This is a genomic window from Nocardiopsis sp. RV163 (assembly GCF_001029525.1).
In the GTDB taxonomy this organism is placed as follows: domain Bacteria; phylum Actinomycetota; class Actinomycetes; order Streptosporangiales; family Streptosporangiaceae; genus Nocardiopsis; species Nocardiopsis dassonvillei.
On sequence record NZ_LEKI01000042.1, the window covers coordinates 19,182 to 35,958 of the forward strand.

General features: G+C 73.7%; 14 protein-coding genes. 6 read left to right on the forward strand and 8 right to left on the reverse strand.

Annotated features, from left to right (window positions below; all coding sequences use genetic code 11):
• Window positions 1–160: 160 nt before the first annotated feature.
• The 3 genes from ABD54_RS10370 to ABD54_RS10380 form a co-directional block, all read right to left on the reverse strand.
• Complete coding sequence (locus tag ABD54_RS10370; RefSeq protein WP_047869238.1) at window positions 161–478, reverse strand: AzlD domain-containing protein; 318 nt, start codon at window positions 476–478, stop codon at window positions 161–163.
• Entirely contained in the window at window positions 475–1,227 is a 753-nt protein-coding gene (locus ABD54_RS10375) for an AzlC family ABC transporter permease (protein WP_394324538.1), read from the reverse strand. Before ABD54_RS10375 ends, ABD54_RS10370 begins: the two co-directional genes overlap by 4 nt.
• A gap of 224 nt (window positions 1,228–1,451) precedes the next feature.
• Window positions 1,452–2,303, reverse strand: a complete 852-nt coding sequence (locus tag ABD54_RS10380; protein ID WP_047869240.1) for an AraC family transcriptional regulator — start codon at window positions 2,301–2,303, stop codon at window positions 1,452–1,454.
• A 237-nt stretch (window positions 2,304–2,540) separates the two neighbouring features.
• Between ABD54_RS10380 and ABD54_RS10385 the strand changes: the two genes are divergently transcribed.
• The 3 genes from ABD54_RS10385 to ABD54_RS10395 all read left to right on the forward strand — a co-directional run bounded on the left by ABD54_RS10385 (window position 2,541) and on the right by ABD54_RS10395 (window position 4,533).
• A complete protein-coding gene (locus tag ABD54_RS10385) occupies window positions 2,541–2,978 on the forward strand; it encodes a GNAT family N-acetyltransferase (protein ID WP_047869241.1) in 438 nt (145 codons plus the stop codon).
• Window positions 2,979–3,124: 146 nt separating this feature from the next.
• Window positions 3,125–3,802, forward strand: coding sequence for a PaaI family thioesterase (locus ABD54_RS10390; RefSeq protein WP_047869242.1), 678 nt, complete (start codon window positions 3,125–3,127; stop codon window positions 3,800–3,802).
• A gap of 422 nt (window positions 3,803–4,224) precedes the next feature.
• Window positions 4,225–4,533 carry a chorismate mutase gene (locus ABD54_RS10395; protein ID WP_047869243.1) on the forward strand — a complete coding sequence of 103 codons (309 nt, stop codon included), beginning with the start codon at window positions 4,225–4,227 and terminating at the stop codon, window positions 4,531–4,533.
• Window positions 4,534–4,560: 27 nt separating this feature from the next.
• Here the strand turns inward: ABD54_RS10395 and ABD54_RS10400 are convergent, their stop codons facing one another.
• On the reverse strand, window positions 4,561–5,835 hold the full coding sequence (locus ABD54_RS10400; protein WP_047869244.1) for an endonuclease/exonuclease/phosphatase family protein: 1,275 nt from the start codon (window positions 5,833–5,835) through the stop codon (window positions 4,561–4,563).
• Between the two features lie 624 nt (window positions 5,836–6,459).
• Here ABD54_RS10400 and ABD54_RS10405 point away from each other — a divergent pair.
• Together ABD54_RS10405 and ABD54_RS29500 are read left to right on the forward strand one after the other, a co-directional pair.
• Window positions 6,460–8,700 carry a cellulose binding domain-containing protein gene (locus ABD54_RS10405; protein WP_047869245.1) on the forward strand — a complete coding sequence of 747 codons (2,241 nt, stop codon included), beginning with the start codon at window positions 6,460–6,462 and terminating at the stop codon, window positions 8,698–8,700.
• Window positions 8,701–9,020: 320 nt separating this feature from the next.
• Complete coding sequence (locus ABD54_RS29500; protein ID WP_082166765.1) at window positions 9,021–9,323, forward strand: DUF397 domain-containing protein; 303 nt, start codon at window positions 9,021–9,023, stop codon at window positions 9,321–9,323.
• Between the two features lie 5 nt (window positions 9,324–9,328).
• Here the strand turns inward: ABD54_RS29500 and ABD54_RS10410 are convergent, their stop codons facing one another.
• Entirely contained in the window at window positions 9,329–10,690 is a 1,362-nt protein-coding gene (locus ABD54_RS10410) for a glutamine synthetase family protein (protein ID WP_200904082.1), read from the reverse strand.
• Window positions 10,691–11,042: 352 nt separating this feature from the next.
• Here ABD54_RS10410 and ABD54_RS10415 point away from each other — a divergent pair, with 352 nt between their 5' ends.
• A complete protein-coding gene (locus tag ABD54_RS10415; RefSeq protein WP_082166766.1) occupies window positions 11,043–12,815 on the forward strand; it encodes an NAD+ synthase in 1,773 nt (590 codons plus the stop codon).
• Between the two features lie 119 nt (window positions 12,816–12,934).
• On the opposite strand, the gene ABD54_RS10420 is transcribed toward ABD54_RS10415, so the two are convergent.
• From ABD54_RS10420 to ABD54_RS28530, 3 genes are read right to left on the reverse strand one after another with little or no spacing between them, the layout of a single operon-like run.
• Complete coding sequence (locus tag ABD54_RS10420) at window positions 12,935–15,964, reverse strand: helix-turn-helix transcriptional regulator (RefSeq protein ID WP_082166767.1); 3,030 nt, start codon at window positions 15,962–15,964, stop codon at window positions 12,935–12,937.
• A gap of 53 nt (window positions 15,965–16,017) precedes the next feature.
• On the reverse strand, window positions 16,018–16,215 hold the full coding sequence (locus ABD54_RS10425; RefSeq protein ID WP_152692030.1) for a hypothetical protein: 198 nt from the start codon (window positions 16,213–16,215) through the stop codon (window positions 16,018–16,020).
• Window positions 16,216–16,257: 42 nt separating this feature from the next.
• Window positions 16,258–16,431, reverse strand: coding sequence for a hypothetical protein (locus tag ABD54_RS28530; protein ID WP_200904083.1), 174 nt, complete (start codon window positions 16,429–16,431; stop codon window positions 16,258–16,260).
• Window positions 16,432–16,777 lie beyond the last annotated feature (346 nt).

Here is a 16,777-nt window from a genome sequence, read left to right on the forward strand (position 1 = left end):
GTCGGCACCCGCGCCGGGGCGGCTCCGGCGCCGCACGGGCGAACGGGGAAGGCCCCGTCATCGGTGGGTACGCCGTCCCACGTCCCATCACCTCCTCGCCTCCAGGAAACCGCAGCGCGGCGCCCTCCGGTAGGGGATGTGGACAACTTCCCCGGGTCGCTCAGCCGACGCCGAGGGCGCGCAGGCCCGCCGTAACGGCCGCGGCGGCGACGATCACGACGAGGAAGGGCGCGCGCATGACCAGGGCCAGGACGGCGGCGCCCAGGCCGCCCATCCGCGCCGGGTCCCACACCAGGGTTTGGCCCTCGCCGCGCAGCGCCTCCACCGCGATCAGCGCGGCGAGCAGGGCGAGCGGTACGGCGGTGGCGAACCGCCGCAGCCACGGGTTGTCCAGGAGCCGCCGAGGAGCGGCCAGACCCGCGTACTTGAGCAGGTAGCACCCCGCGGCGGTGGCGGCGAGCACGATCCACAGGGTCATGACCGGGCCTCCCCGGGCTCGGCCCCGGGCCGCCGGTCGCCTTCCTCGCCGGGCACGGCCGGACCGCTCTCCCCGGCAGCCGGGCCGATCAGCGCCACGAGCGCGGCCGAGGCGGCCAGCAGCACCGGGACGCCCGAGGGCAGGAACGGGGTGGCCGTCAGGGCCAGGCCCGCGCCCAGGCCCGCGGTCAACCACGTGCGGGCGCCGCCCTCCCGCAGCCGGGGCCACAGCAGCCCCAGGAAGACCGCCGGACCCACCGCGTCGAGCCCGAACGCGCTGATGTCGCCCACGCGCTCGGTGGCCAGCGCCCCGGCCAGGGTCGCCGCGACCCAGGAGCCGCCCAGCACGGCGTAGGTCGTCGCGAACGCCGTGCGCGCCGAAGCGCGGTCCGGCTGGGCCAGCGTCACGGCGGTGGTCTCGTCTATCACCCCGTGCGCGGCCAGCGCCCGCCGCGCGCCCCGCCAGCCCAGCACGTCCGCCAGGCGCAGCCCGTACAGGGTGTTGCGGGCGCCCAGGAGCAGCGCGCCCGCCGCCCCGGCGACCAGGCTGCCGCCACCGGCGATCACCCCCACCAAGGCGAACTGGGAGGCTCCGGTGAACATGAACAGGCTCATGAAGACGGACTGCGCCGGGGACAGCCCGGCCGCCACGGCGGCGGTGCCGAACGCCAGACCGGCGGCGCCCACGGCGACGCCGATCCCCACGCTGTCGCGCACCGCGGGTGTACGGAGGACGGAGAAGGATTTCACGCGCCCCACGCTAGGAAGGCCGCCCCCGCGTTGTCTTGAACGTTCTTGCCGGGCCGCCGCCCGCCGCCGACCGCCCGCCGCCGCCCGCGCTCGGCGGCCGAAGGGCCCCGGCCGCCAGGGGGAAGAAGGGCGACGGGGCGACCGGAACCGATCCGGCGAGAGGGGATTGATCGGAGACCGCCGCCCCGGCTCCACGGATTCCCCGGGGCCGATCCGCCAGCGGCTCAGGTGGACAGCAGGGCGCGCTGGTAGGCCGCCGGAGGGACCCCCAGGCGGCGCTTGAAGTGGCGGGTCAGGTGCGGCTGGTCGGCGAACCCCACCTCCACCGCGACCTCGCCCGCCCGGCGGCCCGAGGCCAGCAGCGTCCGGGCCCGGTCCACCCGCAACTGGTTGAGATAGGCGTGCGGCGGCAGGCCGTGGACGGCGCGGAAGGCCCGCGACAGCGCGAACGGGCCGATACCCAGTCCGGCCGCCAGCTCCTCCAGCGTCGGCGGGTCCACCAGGCGCCCGGCCAGGATCCGCCGTGCCCGCTCCACCTCGGGGCGGGCCGCGTGTCCTACCGGTCCGGCCGCCCGTTCGCGGCCGTGGGAGCGCAGCAGCATCCCCAGACCCTGCCTGGCCAGTGACGAGGCGGTAAGGCGGTCGCCGTTCTCGGCGGCCACGTGCGCGGTGGCCAGTACCCGGGCGGCCTCGGGCGCGTGGATGCCGGACTCGGTGAACGCCGGGGTTCCGCGGATGCCCAGTTCGCGGGCGATGTCGGCCACCACCTCGGGCGGGGGGTAGAAGACGCGGTAGCTCCAGCCCTCGGGGATTCCGGCGTGGCCGGTGTGCACCTCCCCCGGGCCGACCACCGCCAACCCGCCCGGCCCCACACGGGCGCGCCCCCGCTCGTGCGTGTACTCCTCGATGCCGCCGGTGATCACCCCGATCGTGTAGGTGGGGTGTGTGTGGCGGGTGAAGGCCGTGGTGACGAAGCGGGCGGTGAGCAGTTCGGTCTCGGGCAGCCCGGAGAAGCGCCAGTAACGCGCCCGCTCCGCGTGCGGGTCCTCGATGCGGGGGTGAACGTCTCCGGGCATGCCCATCGCTCCAGGTTAGGCAGTGCGCTGCGCGGACGCCGCCACGGACCTGGCGCGGGCGGGGCCGGGAACGCCGCCGCGGGCTTGGGCGCTGACGCCGGACACGGGGCGGGCGGTGCCACGGCTCTGGCGCCGGGGGCGATGCGGGCACCGGAGGAGCCGACCGCAGGTCCGCGCCAGCCGGGGAACGGCACCCACGATGCGTGTTTCACCCCGTCACGGGACTAATCTGCCTGCATGACTACGACCGAGATCCGCCTGGCGCGGGACGAGCGCGACCGCGCCGCAGTGTTCGTCATCCGGGGAGCCGTGTTCGTCGCCGAGCAGCAGGTGCCCCTGGAGGAGGAGTGGGACGCGCGCGACGCCACCGCCGACCACCTCCTCGCCTTGGACGGCGGCGTCCCCGTGGGCACGGTCCGCCTAGTGGACCTCGGCGGAGGCGTGGGCCTCCTCGGCCGCCTGGCCGTCCTTCCCAAGGGGCGCGGCACCGGGACCGGCGCCGCGCTCGTGCGCGCGGTGGAGGAGCGGGCCCGCGAACACGGTCTGGCCAAGGTGGAGTTGCACGCCCAGACCCACGCGCTGGGCTTCTACGCGCGGCTGGGCTACGCGGCCCACGGCGAGGAGTTCCTGGACGCGGGGATTCCGCACCTGCACATGGTGCGTGAGCTGGACTGACGCCGCCGCGCGTGCCGTCCGTCTCCGTGCCGTGTGACAGGGAGCGCACCGCCCGGCCCAGCCCCGCCGGAATACGGCCGAGTAGGATTCGGTTCGACGGTGGTGCCCCCAGCCGCCCGTGCACACCCCGATCCGACGAGGAACACATGACGGTCAACACGCAGCCGGTAGCCGAGCGCCCCGACCCCCGCGCCTTCGGCCTCCCGGTGGTCGACCAGGCCCAGATCCCCGCCGAGCTGCGCTCCCTCGTGGCCCGCGTCCACGATCTCGTCGACGCCGTCGCCAACACCGAGGTCGACACCGACACCCTGGCCGAGGCCGCGGCGACCGTCGAGGGCATCACCGCCAGGCTCAACGTCGCCCGCCGCCAGATCGGCACCATGGTCCAGCGCGACCTCCAGAGCGGAGACGTCGAGTACGGCACCATCACCAACATCGTCTCGGGAGACACCAACCCCGCCGCCCCGCCGCTCCTGCTGGAGCGCACCCCGGAGGGCCTGCGCGGCGAGGTCACCCTCAACACCGTCTACCAGGGACCGCCCGGGCTCGTGCACGGCGGCTGGATCGCGGCCCTGCTCGACCAGGCCGTCGGCAGCGTCTCCGCCGTCGAGACCATCCCGGGGCTCACCGCCAAGCTGGAGGTGAACTACCGACAGCCCACGCCGCTGTTCACCCCGCTGGAGGTCACCGCGGAGGTGGACCGGGTCGAGGGCCGCAAGGTCTTCGTCTCCGGACGGATCCGCGCCCACGGCGAGGTCACCGCCGAGGCCACCGCCCTCATGGTCCAGGTCAGGATTCCCGAGGCCGAGGCCCGGCAGAGCTGAGCCGTCGGCCGGTCCACCCGGCCCGAAGCACCGTGGGGCGGCCCGCGCCGACAGGCGAGGCCGCCCCACGCGCGTGCGAGGAGGAGGGGTACGCTGCCCCCCACACGCGGGGCGACGCCGCCCCGCAGGGGGCGGGCCGCCGCGTCCTCACCGGCGGATTCGGTAGTATCTCCTCCATGACCCGCCGCTATCACGTGTTTAGCCGGCCGACGACCCCGTCGGCCGCTCTCACGTAGGCGGAACCAGGGGTCGTCGGCAACGGAGCACCAGGGCAGCAGCCCGGGTGCTCCTCCTCTTTCTCAGGCGGTCGGCGCCCCACGACACGATCTCCACGCACCGCGCGCATCCCGCGGGGGCGTCCGGCCGCACCGCGACCGCGCCCGGCCCGCCGCCGGGACCGCCCCACCCGAGGGAGAACCACCGTGTCCGAGCACCTCACCACCCCGCCCGCCGTCCAGGAGCAGATCCGCCGACTGCGCGGAAGCATCGACCGGATGGACGCCGAACTGGCCTCGCTCCTCGAACGCCGCGCCCTCGTCGCCGCCCAGGTGCAGCGGCTCAAGCCGGTCGGCTACTTCGCCGGTCGCGACATGCGGCGTGAGCGCGAACTGGTCGAGCGCATGGCCGAACACGCCCCGCGCCTGGGCCCCGACCGGCTCGCCGCGATCATGGACAGCGTCATCAGCGCCGGGCTGGCCGCCGCGCAGGAGGAGGCCGCCCGCGCCAGGTGACCGCTTCCCCGCCGCGGGCGGGCAGGGTCAGTGGCGGAGCACGTCCACCCACACCAACCGGTGGTCGGAGCTGGGGAAGGGGTAGTCACCGGTGAGCCGGAACAGCGGGTCGTCCACGGTCGGCCAGAACACCCCGGACGACCGGGCCGGCACGGTCCGCGAGGGAAGCACGTAGTCCACGCGCAGGTTGCCCGGGCCGGGCTCGTCAGCGAAGTCCGCGCTGTCCAGCACCGGATCGCCCCCGTGCCCGTCGTTGGCCCCGCCCTGGCGCTGGGCCGCGCCCCTGCCGCCCTGGCTGGAGGGGCGCACGTCGTTGATCCCCGGGTGCTCCAGGAGCCGGGTGATGGCGTCCGGATGGCCGTCGCCGTCGTTGGGGTCGGCGTTGAGGTCCCCGGCGATGACGAACGGGGCGCCGACTGGCAGACCGCCGCGCCGCCCCCGGTCGTCGTAGATGTAGGAGCCCGCGCGCGGGGTCACGTAGTCGGCCCAGAAGCGGATCTCGTCGTGGTTGCGGGCCACGTTGCGCTTCTCCGGGCCGTCGAAGGACGGCGGGGTCGGGTGGCTGGCCAGCAGGTGGACCGGGCGGCCCCGGCCCGTGTCGATCGGCAGGTCCCAGTGGCTCTTGGAGGACAGCCGCAGCACCTCCAGGGCCTCGGGGGAGTAGTAGGACTCGCCCGTCTCGGGGTCGGTGGGCAGCAGCGCGCCGGGCATGTCCGCCCACCGGAAGGTCTGGAACGTGCGCACGTCCTCGGTGACGATCGGGTACATCGAGTACACGACCATCCCGTACTGGCCGGGGAACAGACCGTACCCGAAGGCGTCCTCGGCGTAGGCGGGACCGCCGGGCTCGGTCACCGCCTCGCCGTCGCCGTTGAGGTCCGCGCCCGAGGACACGCCGGTGTTGACGGGCGCCGAGTAGACGTAGGGGTACTCGATGGCGTCGGCGCCGTTCTGGCCCACGGACAGGTAGTTGTCCTGGAACCGGCGGGGCCCGTTCCCCTCCTCGTCGTAGTCGAACTCGTTGACCAGGAGGACGTCGGGGCGCACGTGCTGGATGATCTCGGCGACGTTGCGGGCCTGCTCGCTGTCGGGGGTGGCCAGCTCCTCGGCGAGCACTCCCCGGCCGGGGCGCTCCAGCGCGGTGTTGAAGGTGGCGAAGCGCACCTCGTGCGATCCGGGCGGACGGGGGACCGACGGTGAAACCTCGGCGGAGGCCGGGGTCGCCACCAGGGCGGACGCGGCCAGGACGAGGGTGGCGGTGGAGGCCACCGGTCTGACCGGCGGGCGTGGACGCGGCTTCATGTAGGCATCCTCTCAGCGGGGGCGGGACGGGAAGGGCCGGGGCTCCGGCAGCCGAGGCTGCCGGCATCCGGGATCGCGACGGTGGGGGTTCGGACGGCCGTGGGTGCCGCCACCCCCTGGTCGCGGCGGTCGGGAGTCCCGTTGTTCCAGCCCAGCCCAGCCCAGCCGAACCGGACCTGGCCGGGGCGGCGGGAGGCCGGTAGTCCTCGGTGAAGCGGGAGCGGATCCGCGTTTCCCCCAGGGGCGGAACCCCGTAGCGGCTACGACCGCCTCCCCGATTCCCCGTTCCCGCGGTCCACGAAGGACACAACCCGCCCTTTTGCCGGGACGTGGCGGGCGCTGGCCCGCGGAACCCTCCGCCACACCGGAGGCGCCACTCTGCTTGAAACGTTTCGCCCTCCACTGCGCCGCTCCCGTTTCTCCCGCGCGCGCAGCGGTCGGATATCCCATGCCAACTGGGTCTCAGGTCCTCCAGCCGGAGGTAAATCGGTTCAGAAAGATCCGTTGTCGCGCTGCTACTCCCCGTGTTACATTCGCGTTGTTTTCGGGAGCGCTCCCATCACATCGACGCACCCGGGCCGCCGCGACACGTCGGTACCGGATGCGGTGAGGAGTCGCCTTCCCATGACCCCCGACCCCCCTGCCGCCCGTCATCGCGCACGGCGCGGCGCCTGCCTCGCGACCGCCCTCGCCACGGGCGCGGCGCTCGCCGCCGCGGCGACCGTCCCCGCCTCCGCCGCCGCCGGCTGCGAGGTCGACTACACGATCCGGGACCAGTGGAACGACGGGTTCACCGCCGCCGTGTCCGTCACCAACCTCGGTGATCCCGTCGACGGCTGGACCCTGGAGTGGGACTTCACCGAGGGCGAGCGCGTCACCAGCGGCTGGAACGGCGAGTTCTCCGGTTCCGGGGACCGCGTCAGCGTGGCCGACACCGGGTGGAACGCCGCCGTCGCCACCGGGGCCTCTGTCGGCTTCGGCTTCAACGGCTCCCACGGCGGTACCCCTGAAATCCCCGAGTCCTTCACGCTCAACGGAACCGTCTGCACCGGCGAAGCCGGGGAACCGCCCGGTGAGGAGCCGCCCGACGACGAGGACCCGCCCACCAGCGGAGAGGGGCGCCAAGTCGAGGAACTGGGCCGCGGCCTGGTGAGCGTGCACGGCGCGCAGGGCAACCTGGTGAGCTGGCGGCTGCTGGCCACCGACCTCGAGGACGTCGCCTTCAACGTCTACCGGGGCTCCAGGCGCCTCAACTCCCAACCCCTGACCGGAACCACCTCCTACCTGGACGGCGGAGCCTCCGCCGACGCCGACTACACGGTCCGCCCCGTGGTCGACGGACAGGAGGCGGAGGCGTCGGGCAGATCGCTGGCGCTGCGCGAGGGCTACCTGGACGTGCCCCTGGACGCCCCGTCCGGCGGCAGCGGCTACACCTACGACGCCAACGACGCCAGCGTGGGCGACCTCGACGGCGACGGCGAGTACGAGATCGTCCTGAAGTGGGAGCCCACCAACGCCAGGGACAACTCCCAGTCGGGACGCACCGGCCCCGTGCTGCTCGACGCCTACGAACTCGGCGGAGAGCGGCTCTGGCGGATCGACCTGGGGCGCAACATCCGCGCCGGTGCGCACTACACCCAGTTCCAGGTCTACGACTTCGACGGCGACGGTCGGGCCGGGGTGGCCGTGAAGACGGCGGACGGCACCGTCGACGGCACCGGCGGGGTCATCGGCGACGCCGGTGCCGACCACCGCAACGGCGACGGCTACGTCCTGAGCGGGCCGGAGTTCCTCACCATGTTCGACGGCCGCAGCGGGGCCGAACTGGACTCGGTGGACTACGTGCCCGGACGCGGTGACGTCTGCGACTGGGGCGACTGCTACGGCAACCGGGTGGACCGGTTCCTGGCGGGCGTCGCCTACCTGGACGGCCAGCGGCCCAGCCTGGTCACGGCGCGCGGCTACTACACGCGCTCGGTGATCGCGGCCTGGGACTGGCGCGAGGGGCGCTTCACCCGGCGCTGGACCTTCGACAGCGACTGGGCCGGGTCGCGGTGGGCCGGTCAGGGCAACCACCAGTTGAGCGTCGCCGACGCCGACGGTGACGGACGCGACGAGATCGTGTACGGGTCGATGGCCGTGGACGACGACGGCAGCGGGATGTGGGCCACCGGTCACGGCCACGGGGACGCCATGCACGTGGGCGACCTGCTACCCGACCGCTCCGGACTGGAGGTCTTCACCATCACCGAGCGGACGGGGGGCGCGGCGGGCGCCTACGCGGCCGACGCCGCCACCGGAGACGTGCTCTGGCGCAGGCCGACCGCCAGCGGTGAGGAGGGCCCCGGCCGGGGAGTGGCCGCGGACGTGTGGCCGGGCAACCCCGGCGCGGAGTTCTGGGTCACGGGCGGCGGCATCAGCGGCATGTACGACGCCGAGGGGAACCGCCTGGGCGTTCGCGCCCCCTCGTCCGCGAACTTCGTGGCCTGGTGGGACGGCGACCCGCTGCGGGAACTGCTGGACGGCACCCGTATAGACGAGTACGGCACCGGTGGCGACACCCGGCTGCTGACCGGCTCCGGGGTGGCCTCCAACAACGGCACCAAGTCCACACCGGCGCTGAGCGGGGACATCCTCGGTGACTGGCGCGAGGAGGCCGTCTGGCGCACCGAGGACAACCGGGCGCTGCGGATCTACTCCACGCCGCTGCCCGCCGAGCTGCGGATGCCGACCCTGATGCACGACACCCAGTACCGGGTGGCCGTCGCCTGGCAGAACACCGCCTACAACCAGCCGCCGCACCCGAGCTTCTTCATCGGGGACGGCATGGGGCCCGCTCCCCGGCCGGAGGTGTACACGCCCTGATTCCCGGGAGGGGCGTGGGCGGTCGTGCGGGTGTGCCCGTGCGACCGCCCACGCCCGGCGGATCCAGCCAGAGCGGTTCCCGGTGATTGGCGAGGAGCGCGGAACGGTGAGCTGGTGGCGAAGCGTAAGACCAGGCCACACGCCGGGGAGCGGGGATCAGAGCTGAAGGTCCTCAGAGCCGAGGCCGATAGGACTCAGAAGTCCGCGGCCGATGGAGTGCGGTGTTCGGACACCTTGGCCCGCGGGTTCGAGAAGGGGCCCAAGCGATCTCCTGGGTCCCCTGCTCCCACCAGCGGAGTCGCTGAAGCTCCTCTGCCTGCATCGAAGGAAGCACCGAGACGACCACCAAGACCGAGTGGGGCGAATCCACCTACTCGCACGGCAACGGTGGTCAGCGCGTAGAGACCGAGAGGACTTCTGCGGGTGCCGCCGTCCGTGACACCCAGAACCGCCGCCTCGGCCACCCGGAAGCCGACAACCACGAGTGGACCGCCCTCCTGGAAGCTGTGCAAAGCCCCGCCCTCTTGAATCCCGGGCCCTTTGAAGCGCCTCCGTCCACGACACCCCCGAGACGCACCGAGCCCCCTTCCCGGACACCGGGAAGGGGGCTGGCGTGGAAATGACCGGCCTACAGGGTCGGCAGGTACCTGTGCAGCTCGTACGGCGTCACCTGGCGGCGGTAGTCGCGCCACTCGGCCTTCTTGTTGCGCAGGAAGAAGTCGAAGACGTGCTCGCCCAGCGTCTCGGCGACCAGCTCGCTGTTCTCCATGATCCGCAGCGCCTCGTCCAGGCTCTGCGGCAGCGGCCGGATGCCCAGCGCCCGGCGTTCGGCGTCGGTCAGCGCCCAGACGTCGTCCTCCGCCCCGGGAGGGAGCTCGTAGCCCTCCTCGATGCCCTTGAGACCGGCTGCCAGGATCATCGCGTAGGCCAGGTAAGGGTTGCAGGCCGTGTCCAGCGAGCGGATCTCGATCCGGCTGGAGTTGGACTTGCCCGGCTTGTACATCGGCACTCTCACCAGCGCCGAGCGGTTGTTGTGGCCCCAGCAGATGTAGGCCGGAGCCTCGCCGCCCATGCCCGCCGAGGCGGCCGGGTCGTCCCACAGGCGCTTGTAGGAGTTCACCCACTGGTTCGTGACGGCCGTGATCTCGTCTGCGTGCCGCAGCAGGCCCGCGATGAACCCGCGCCCGACCTTGGACAGCTGGAAGTCCGCCCCCGGCTCGTAGAAGGCGTTGCGGTCGCCCTCGAACAGCGACAGGTGCGTGTGCATGCCCGAGCCCGGGTACTGCGTGAACGGCTTGGGCATGAAGGTGGCGTACACGCCCTGCTCCATCGCCACCTCCTTCATCACGAGCCGGAAGGTCATGATGTTGTCGGCGGTGGTCAGCGCGTCGGCGTAGCGCAGGTCGATCTCCTGCTGCCCCGGCCCGCCCTCGTGGTGGCTGAACTCCACGGAGATTCCCATGGCCTCCAGCATGTTGATGGCGTTGCGCCGGAAGTCGTGCGCGCTGTTGTGCGGCGTGTGGTCGAAGTAGCCCCCGGAGTCGTTGGGCTCGGGGAGCTCGCCCAGTTCGGGCATCTTCTTGAGCAGGTAGAACTCGATCTCGGGGTGCGTGTAGAACGTGAACCCCAGGTCGGAGGCCTTGCCCAGCGTGCGCTTGAGCACGTGGCGAGGGTCGGCCGACGACGGCGAGCCGTCGGGCATGAGGATGTCGCAGTACATGCGCGCCGTGCCGTGCGGCTCGTTGCGCCAGGGCAGCACCTGGAAGGTGGAGGGGTCGGGCTGGGCCAGCATGTCGGCCTCGTAGACGCGCGCGAACCCCTCGATGGCCGAGCCGTCGAAACCGATGCCCTCGGAGAAGGCCGCCTCCAGTTCGGCGGGGGCGACCGCCACGGACTTGAGGTACCCGAGCACGTCGGTGAACCACAGCCTCACGAACCGGATGTCGCGCTCCTCCAACGTGCGGAGCACGAATTCCTGCTGTCGATTCACGATCAACCTTCCTCGATGCGGTCGGTGTCCGGGCCCTCCCGGCGTACAGCGGGGCCGGTTCGGACACGGTCTCCCAGGTCCAGTGTGCCGTGCGGATATTTCCGGGGTATTTCCGCACACGCCGAACAGCCTGCGCGGTCCGTCACCCGCACACGCATTATGGCCCGCGACCGGGCGTTTCCGGCCACCCGTCCGCCGTCGGCGGCGGGATCCCCGTGAGTCCCGCGCGCAACCCCCGGCGGCCCCGGCGTGCTGCGCCCCCGCGCCCCGGCCGTCCGCGCCCGGTGCCGTGCCGAGTGCCCGGGCCCGCCGCGACCGCCCCCGGAAACATCCTGCGGCTAGGCTCGGGCCCGTGGCACAGCTCAGAATCGCACTGGCCCAGGTCAACCCCACCACGGGCGACCTGGACGGAAACCTGTCCCTCGTCGTCGACTCCGCGCGCAGGGCCGCCGAGGAGGGCGCCCACCTGGTAGTGCTCCCGGAGATGGTCGTCACCGGCTACCCGGTCGAGGACCTGGCGCTGCGCAACTCCTTCGTGTCGGCCTCGATCAAGGCCACCCGCGCCCTGGCCGCCGACCTCGCCCGGGAGGGCCTGGGCGAACTCCCCGTCGTGGTGGGACACCTCTCCCGCCGCGAGGGCCCGGGCGCCCGCTACGGCCAGCCCGCCGGGGCGCCGCAGAACTCCGTCGCCGTCCTGCACCGCGGCGGCGTCGTCCTCTCCTCGGCCAAGCACCACCTGCCCAACTACGGCGTGTTCGACGAGTTCCGCAACTTCGTCCCCGGCGACACCCTCTCCGTTGTCCGGGTCCGCGGCGTGGACGTCGCCCTGGCGGTCTGCGAGGACCTGTGGCAGGAGGGCGGACCCGTCACCGCGGCCCGGGCCGCCGGGGTCGGCCTCATGATCTCCCTCAACGGTTCCCCCTACGAGCGCCACAAGGACGACGTGCGCCTGGAGCTGTGCCAGCGCCGCGCCCGCGAGGTCGGCGCCGCCTTGGCCTACGTCAACATGGTCGGCGGCCAGGACGAGCTGGTCTTCGAGGGCGACTCGCTGATCGTGGACTCCGAGGGGGAGCTGGTGGCCCGCGCCCCCCAGTTCGCCGAGACCCTCCTGGTCGCCGACCTGGACCTGCCCGAGGCCGGACCGGCACCGGACGGCCCGGGTGCGCGGGTGGACGGCCTGCGCGTCATGCGCCACACCGTCTCGGCCGACCCGGTCGCCCCCTACCCGCCGCGGGCGGCCACCGTCACCCCGCGACCCGACCCGCTCTCCGACACGGGCGAGGTCTACCGCGCGCTGGTCACCGGCCTGCGCGACTACACCGTCAAGAACGGCTTCGGTTCGGTCCTGGTCGGCGTCTCGGGCGGCATCGACTCCGCGCTGGTGGCCACCATCGCGGTCGACGCCCTGGGCGCGGACCGGGTGCACGGGGTGCTCATGCCCAGCGCCCACTCCAGCGGCCACTCTGTCGGCGACGCCGAGGAGCTGGCGCGCCGCCAGGGCTTCGCCGCCCGCACCATCGCCATCGCCCCGGTGGTGGAGGCGTTCACCCGGTCCACGGAGGAGGCGGGCGTGCCGCTCACCGGCCTGGCCGCCGAGAACCTCCAGGCCCGCGTGCGCGGCACTCTCCTGATGGCGCTGTCCAACGAGGAGGGCCACCTGGTCCTGGCCACCGGCAACAAGAGCGAGGCGGCCACCGGCTACTCCACGCTCTATGGCGACTCCGTGGGCGGGTTCGCGCCCATCAAGGACTGCTGGAAGAGCCTGGTCTGGGAGCTGGCCCGCTGGCGCAACGAGGAGGCCGACCGGCTCGGGCAGACCCCGCCGATCCCGGAGAACTCCATCTCCAAGCCGCCCAGCGCCGAACTGCGCCCCGACCAGCTCGACACCGACTCCCTGCCCGACTACACACAGCTCGACGCCGTCCTGGACGCCTACGTAGGCACGGACAAGGGGGAGGCCGAACTGGTCTTCGCCGGGTACGACCCCGAGCTGGTGCGCCGGGTCATCCGCATGGTGGACCGCGCCGAGTACAAGCGCCGCCAGTCCGCGCCGGGTACCAAGATCAGCTCGCGCAACCTCAGCAGGGACCGCCGCGTGCCCATCACCAACCGCTGGACGGTCTGAACCGGGTCCCGCCCACGCCGGTCGCCGGAGCACGGTACGACCCTCGGCGCGGAGCCGGTGGAGGCGGTGCGCCCGCGTCCCCCCGGTCCCCGCCGCGGTGCGGGCGGTCCGGCCCGCTCCTAGGCCAGGCCCAGCTCCCGCAGCCGCGCTCCGGCCGCGGCCCGGTTGGGCACGTCGAGCTTGGCCAGGATGTTGGACACGTGCACGCTCGCGGTCTTGGGCGTGATGAACAGCCGCTCGGCGATCTGGGCGTTGGTGCTGCCCACCACCAGCATCCGCGCCACCTCCGCCTCACGCGCAGTCAGCCCGGCCGGGACGGCGGGCGGGGCCGCGTCCTCCTCCAGGCCGGAGCCCATCCTGCGGGCCAGGTCCGCTGCGGCCCGCTCCAGCGGTACCGCCCCGCACTCCCGGGCCGCCGCGTGCGCCTGCCGCACCCACGCCACGGCCCGCTCCCGCTGACCGGCCGCCACCGCCGCCTCGGCGGCCCGCAGCCGGGCCCCCGCCAGGTGCAGCCGCATCGGCGTGGCCTCCCACGCCGCCACCGACTCCCGCCACCGCTCCAACAGCGCGTCAGGGTCCACGCCACAGGCCGCCCCGCCGGTTCCGCCGACCCCGCCCGCCGCGGCCAGCAGGGCCGCCACGCTCGCCCGGTAGGCCAGCTGCGCCGTTCCGTGGGCGGGCATCGGCGCCACCAGTGCGGCCACCAGGTCCCGTACCCGGCGAGCCCGCTCGGCCGTCGCCTCCGGGCGGCCCGGCGCCGTGCCCCGCCGTGCCGCCTCGGCCATCACCTCGGCGAGCGGCCAGGTGTACCCGTGCGCGGACTCCAGGGCCAACCGCTCCAGGGTCCGCTCGGACAGGTCCAGGGCGTCGTCGACCGCGCCCCCGGCCAGGCCGGTCTCCAGGAGCGCCAGCAGGGACAGCTGCACGATGTTCATCCGGTGCGAGGACAGGACGTCGTCCCACCCCGCTTCCCGCAGGACCCGCCGCGCCGCCTCCAGGTCGCCCTGTGCGGCGGCGGCGCGGGCCAGCACCGCGTCCACGTAGAAGCGGTACTTGCCGGGCGAGCGGCCTCGGGAGACCGCCTCCATGATCCTCCGCACCTCAGCCAGGTCGCCCAGCTCGAAGTGGATCTCCGCGCGGTTCTGGTGGTTGAACGTCTTGTGGACGGCCGCCCACCCCATCGCCTCGTGCCGGGCCAGGGACTCCTCCAGCACCGCCAGGCCCTCCTCGTGGTGGCCCAGCTCGCGCAGGAAGTGGCCCAGGTTGCCCGCACCGCGCGCCTCCAGGACGGGGTCGGATGTCCGGGCGGCGTGGGCGATGCCCGCCTCGATCAGCGGACGCCCCGCCGCCAGGTCGCCCGCGTCCATGTGCAGACCGCCCAGGGTGATGCGCGCGTCGGCCGCGGCGCGCATGTCGCACGACCGGGCGGGGTCGGCCGTCGCGACCGCCTCCTCGGCCAGTGATCGCGCCGACCTGCCGGCCCTCTCCAGCTCGTGCAGCCGCCGCCGGTCCAGGGTGTCGCGCCGGTCGGCGCGGTGCACCATGCTCTCCCGGGCCAAGATGGACAGCAGCGTGCCGTAGCCCGGCATGTGCGGGGGGTGCAGTTCCAGGGCCGTGACCAGGTCGGCGAGACCGCTGCCGCAGTCCTCCTCCGCCCGCGCCGTCCCCCGGCGGCGCAGCAGTTCCGCCCGTACCGCCAGCGTGTGGTCGTCGCCCCCGTCCTCGGGGAGGGCGGCCAGGGCCTCGTCGGCCAGTTCGAGGGCGCGCCTGCCGCGTCCCGCCTCCACGGCGGCCCCGGCCGCGAGGCTGGCCACCTCGGCCCAGGTCCGGCCCTGCACCCGCTCCCGGGCGTCGGGGACGCGGTCCCAAAGGGCCAGCACCCGCTCCAGCATGTCCAGCTCCTCGCCGTAGGCGAGGGTGTCGCCCGCGCGCACCGCCGCCCACCAGGCGGCCTGGAGGGCGCTGGGCAGCTCCTGTGCGGCGTTGTAGTGGTGGGCCTGCTCGGCGGCCCTGCGGTCGAAGGGAACGGAGTCGGGGTACTCGTCGATGAGCTGGGCGAAGCGCATGTGCAGCCGGGCGTGGGCGCCGGGGAGCAGGTCGCCGTGCACGGCGTCGCGCAGCAGGGCGTGCCGGAAGCGGTACCCGGTCCGGTCTGCGCGCAGGGCGTTGGCGTCGACCAGGGTGTGCAGCGCGGTCTCCAGTTCGCGTTCGGGCAGCCCGGCAGCGTGGTAGAGCATCTCGTGCTCGATGCTGCCCGAGACCGCGCCGACCGAGGCCACGCGCAGTACCGACAGCGCGGTGTCGTCGAACCGGTGCAGCGGTTCCAGCAGCAGGTCGCGGAACTGGTCGGGCACGTCGTGGGCGCCGCCCGAGGCGTCTGCGGCCGCCGAGGCCAGCGACTCCACGAACAGGGGGACGCCCTCGGTGCGCCGGTACAGCCGGTCCAGCTCGTGGCCGGTGAGTTCGGAGCCCCGTAGGGCGGCGGCCTGGGCACCGGCCTCGTCGCGGCTGAGCGGCGCCAGTTCCAGTGGCTCGACCCCGGGCGCGCGCCGCAGTTCGGGCAGCAGCCGGCGCAGCGGGTGGGCGCGGTGCAGGTCGTCGCTGCGGTAGGTGGCCACGATCTGCACGCCCGGCAGGTCGAGGTTGCGGACCAGGAAGACGAGCAGGTCGCGGGTAGCGCCGTCGGCCCAGTGCAGGTCCTCCAGCACCACGGTGACGCCGCTGTCCCCGGCGGCCTGGGTGAACAGGCGCAGCACCTGTTCGAAGAGGATGCCCCGGTTCTCCGGGCGCAGGACGGGCACCTCGCCCAGCTCGGGCAGGAGACGGGCGAACTCGCCGGTACCGCCGGGCGCCGCGGCCTCGAACACCGCGCGTCCGCGCTCGCGCAGGAGCTGGCGCAGCACCGCGGTGAAGGGGGCGTAGGACAGGCCGTCTACGCCGAGCTGGAGGCAGCCGCCGACGAACACCGTCCCCCGGGGCAGGTCCGAGACGAACTCGCCCACCAGGCGGCTCTTGCCCACGCCTGCGTCGCCGCTGACCAGCACCGTTCCGGGTGCCTTGGCATGGGACCGCTTGGCGTGGTCCCGGAGGAGGCGGAGCTCGCGCTCACGGCCCACGAAGACGGTACGGCTCTCGGCAAGAACGGGCATAAGGCCCATTATGCCTACCATGTGCGGCCCCTCCAGGAGGTTTTCCCGGCCGCTCACCGCCGACCAGGCGGCCTGGAGCGTCCGGGCAGGTCCTGGGCGGCCTGGTAGTGGTGCGTCTTCCCGGCGGCGCGCCGCTTCGCGGGGAGGTCGTCGACGAGCCGGGCGAAGCGCAGGTGCGGCCTGAAGTGCGCCCCGGCCGGCGGGGACTGGCGGCCGACGGGGAGCGGGCAGGAGCGGGAGAGGAGGGGCATGCCCGACACTATGCGGCTCCTGCCTTCCCCCCCCGCGCGCCCTCACGCGGCGCGGCCGTAGGAGCGCCGCCGGCGCTGGCGCTCGCGGCGTTCCTCCCTGCGCCGCGCGCGCTCCTCTGCGCGTGCCCGCAGGGCCGCCCGCGCGTTCTCCGCCTCGCGGACGCGCCGCTCGGTCATCTCCCGGGCGTTGGCGTTGAGCAGTTCGCTGTGGAACACGGTGCTCTCCCCTTCACTCGCGCGGCGCGACCGGTGTCCCGCCGTGTGCTCTCCACGTTCTCCCTAAGACCCCGGGGCGCACATGGGGAGGAATCCCAGTCCTGGGAGGCCTGGGCGCAGGTACTCCCTAAGACCCGGCCCCCGACGGCGTGTCGCACAGAGCCTTCGGCCGATCACCCGTAGTTGTCTAGGCGGCAACGACGCACGTGGGAGGCGCGACATGACGTGGAAGTACAGGGCTGGGGCGGCGGGCGCGCTCGCTGCGGGCGCGCTCACGGCGGGACTGGCGGCGGGCGCGCTGGGCGCTCCCGCGGCCGCCGCCGCGGAGCCGGTGGAGGGGGAGGGG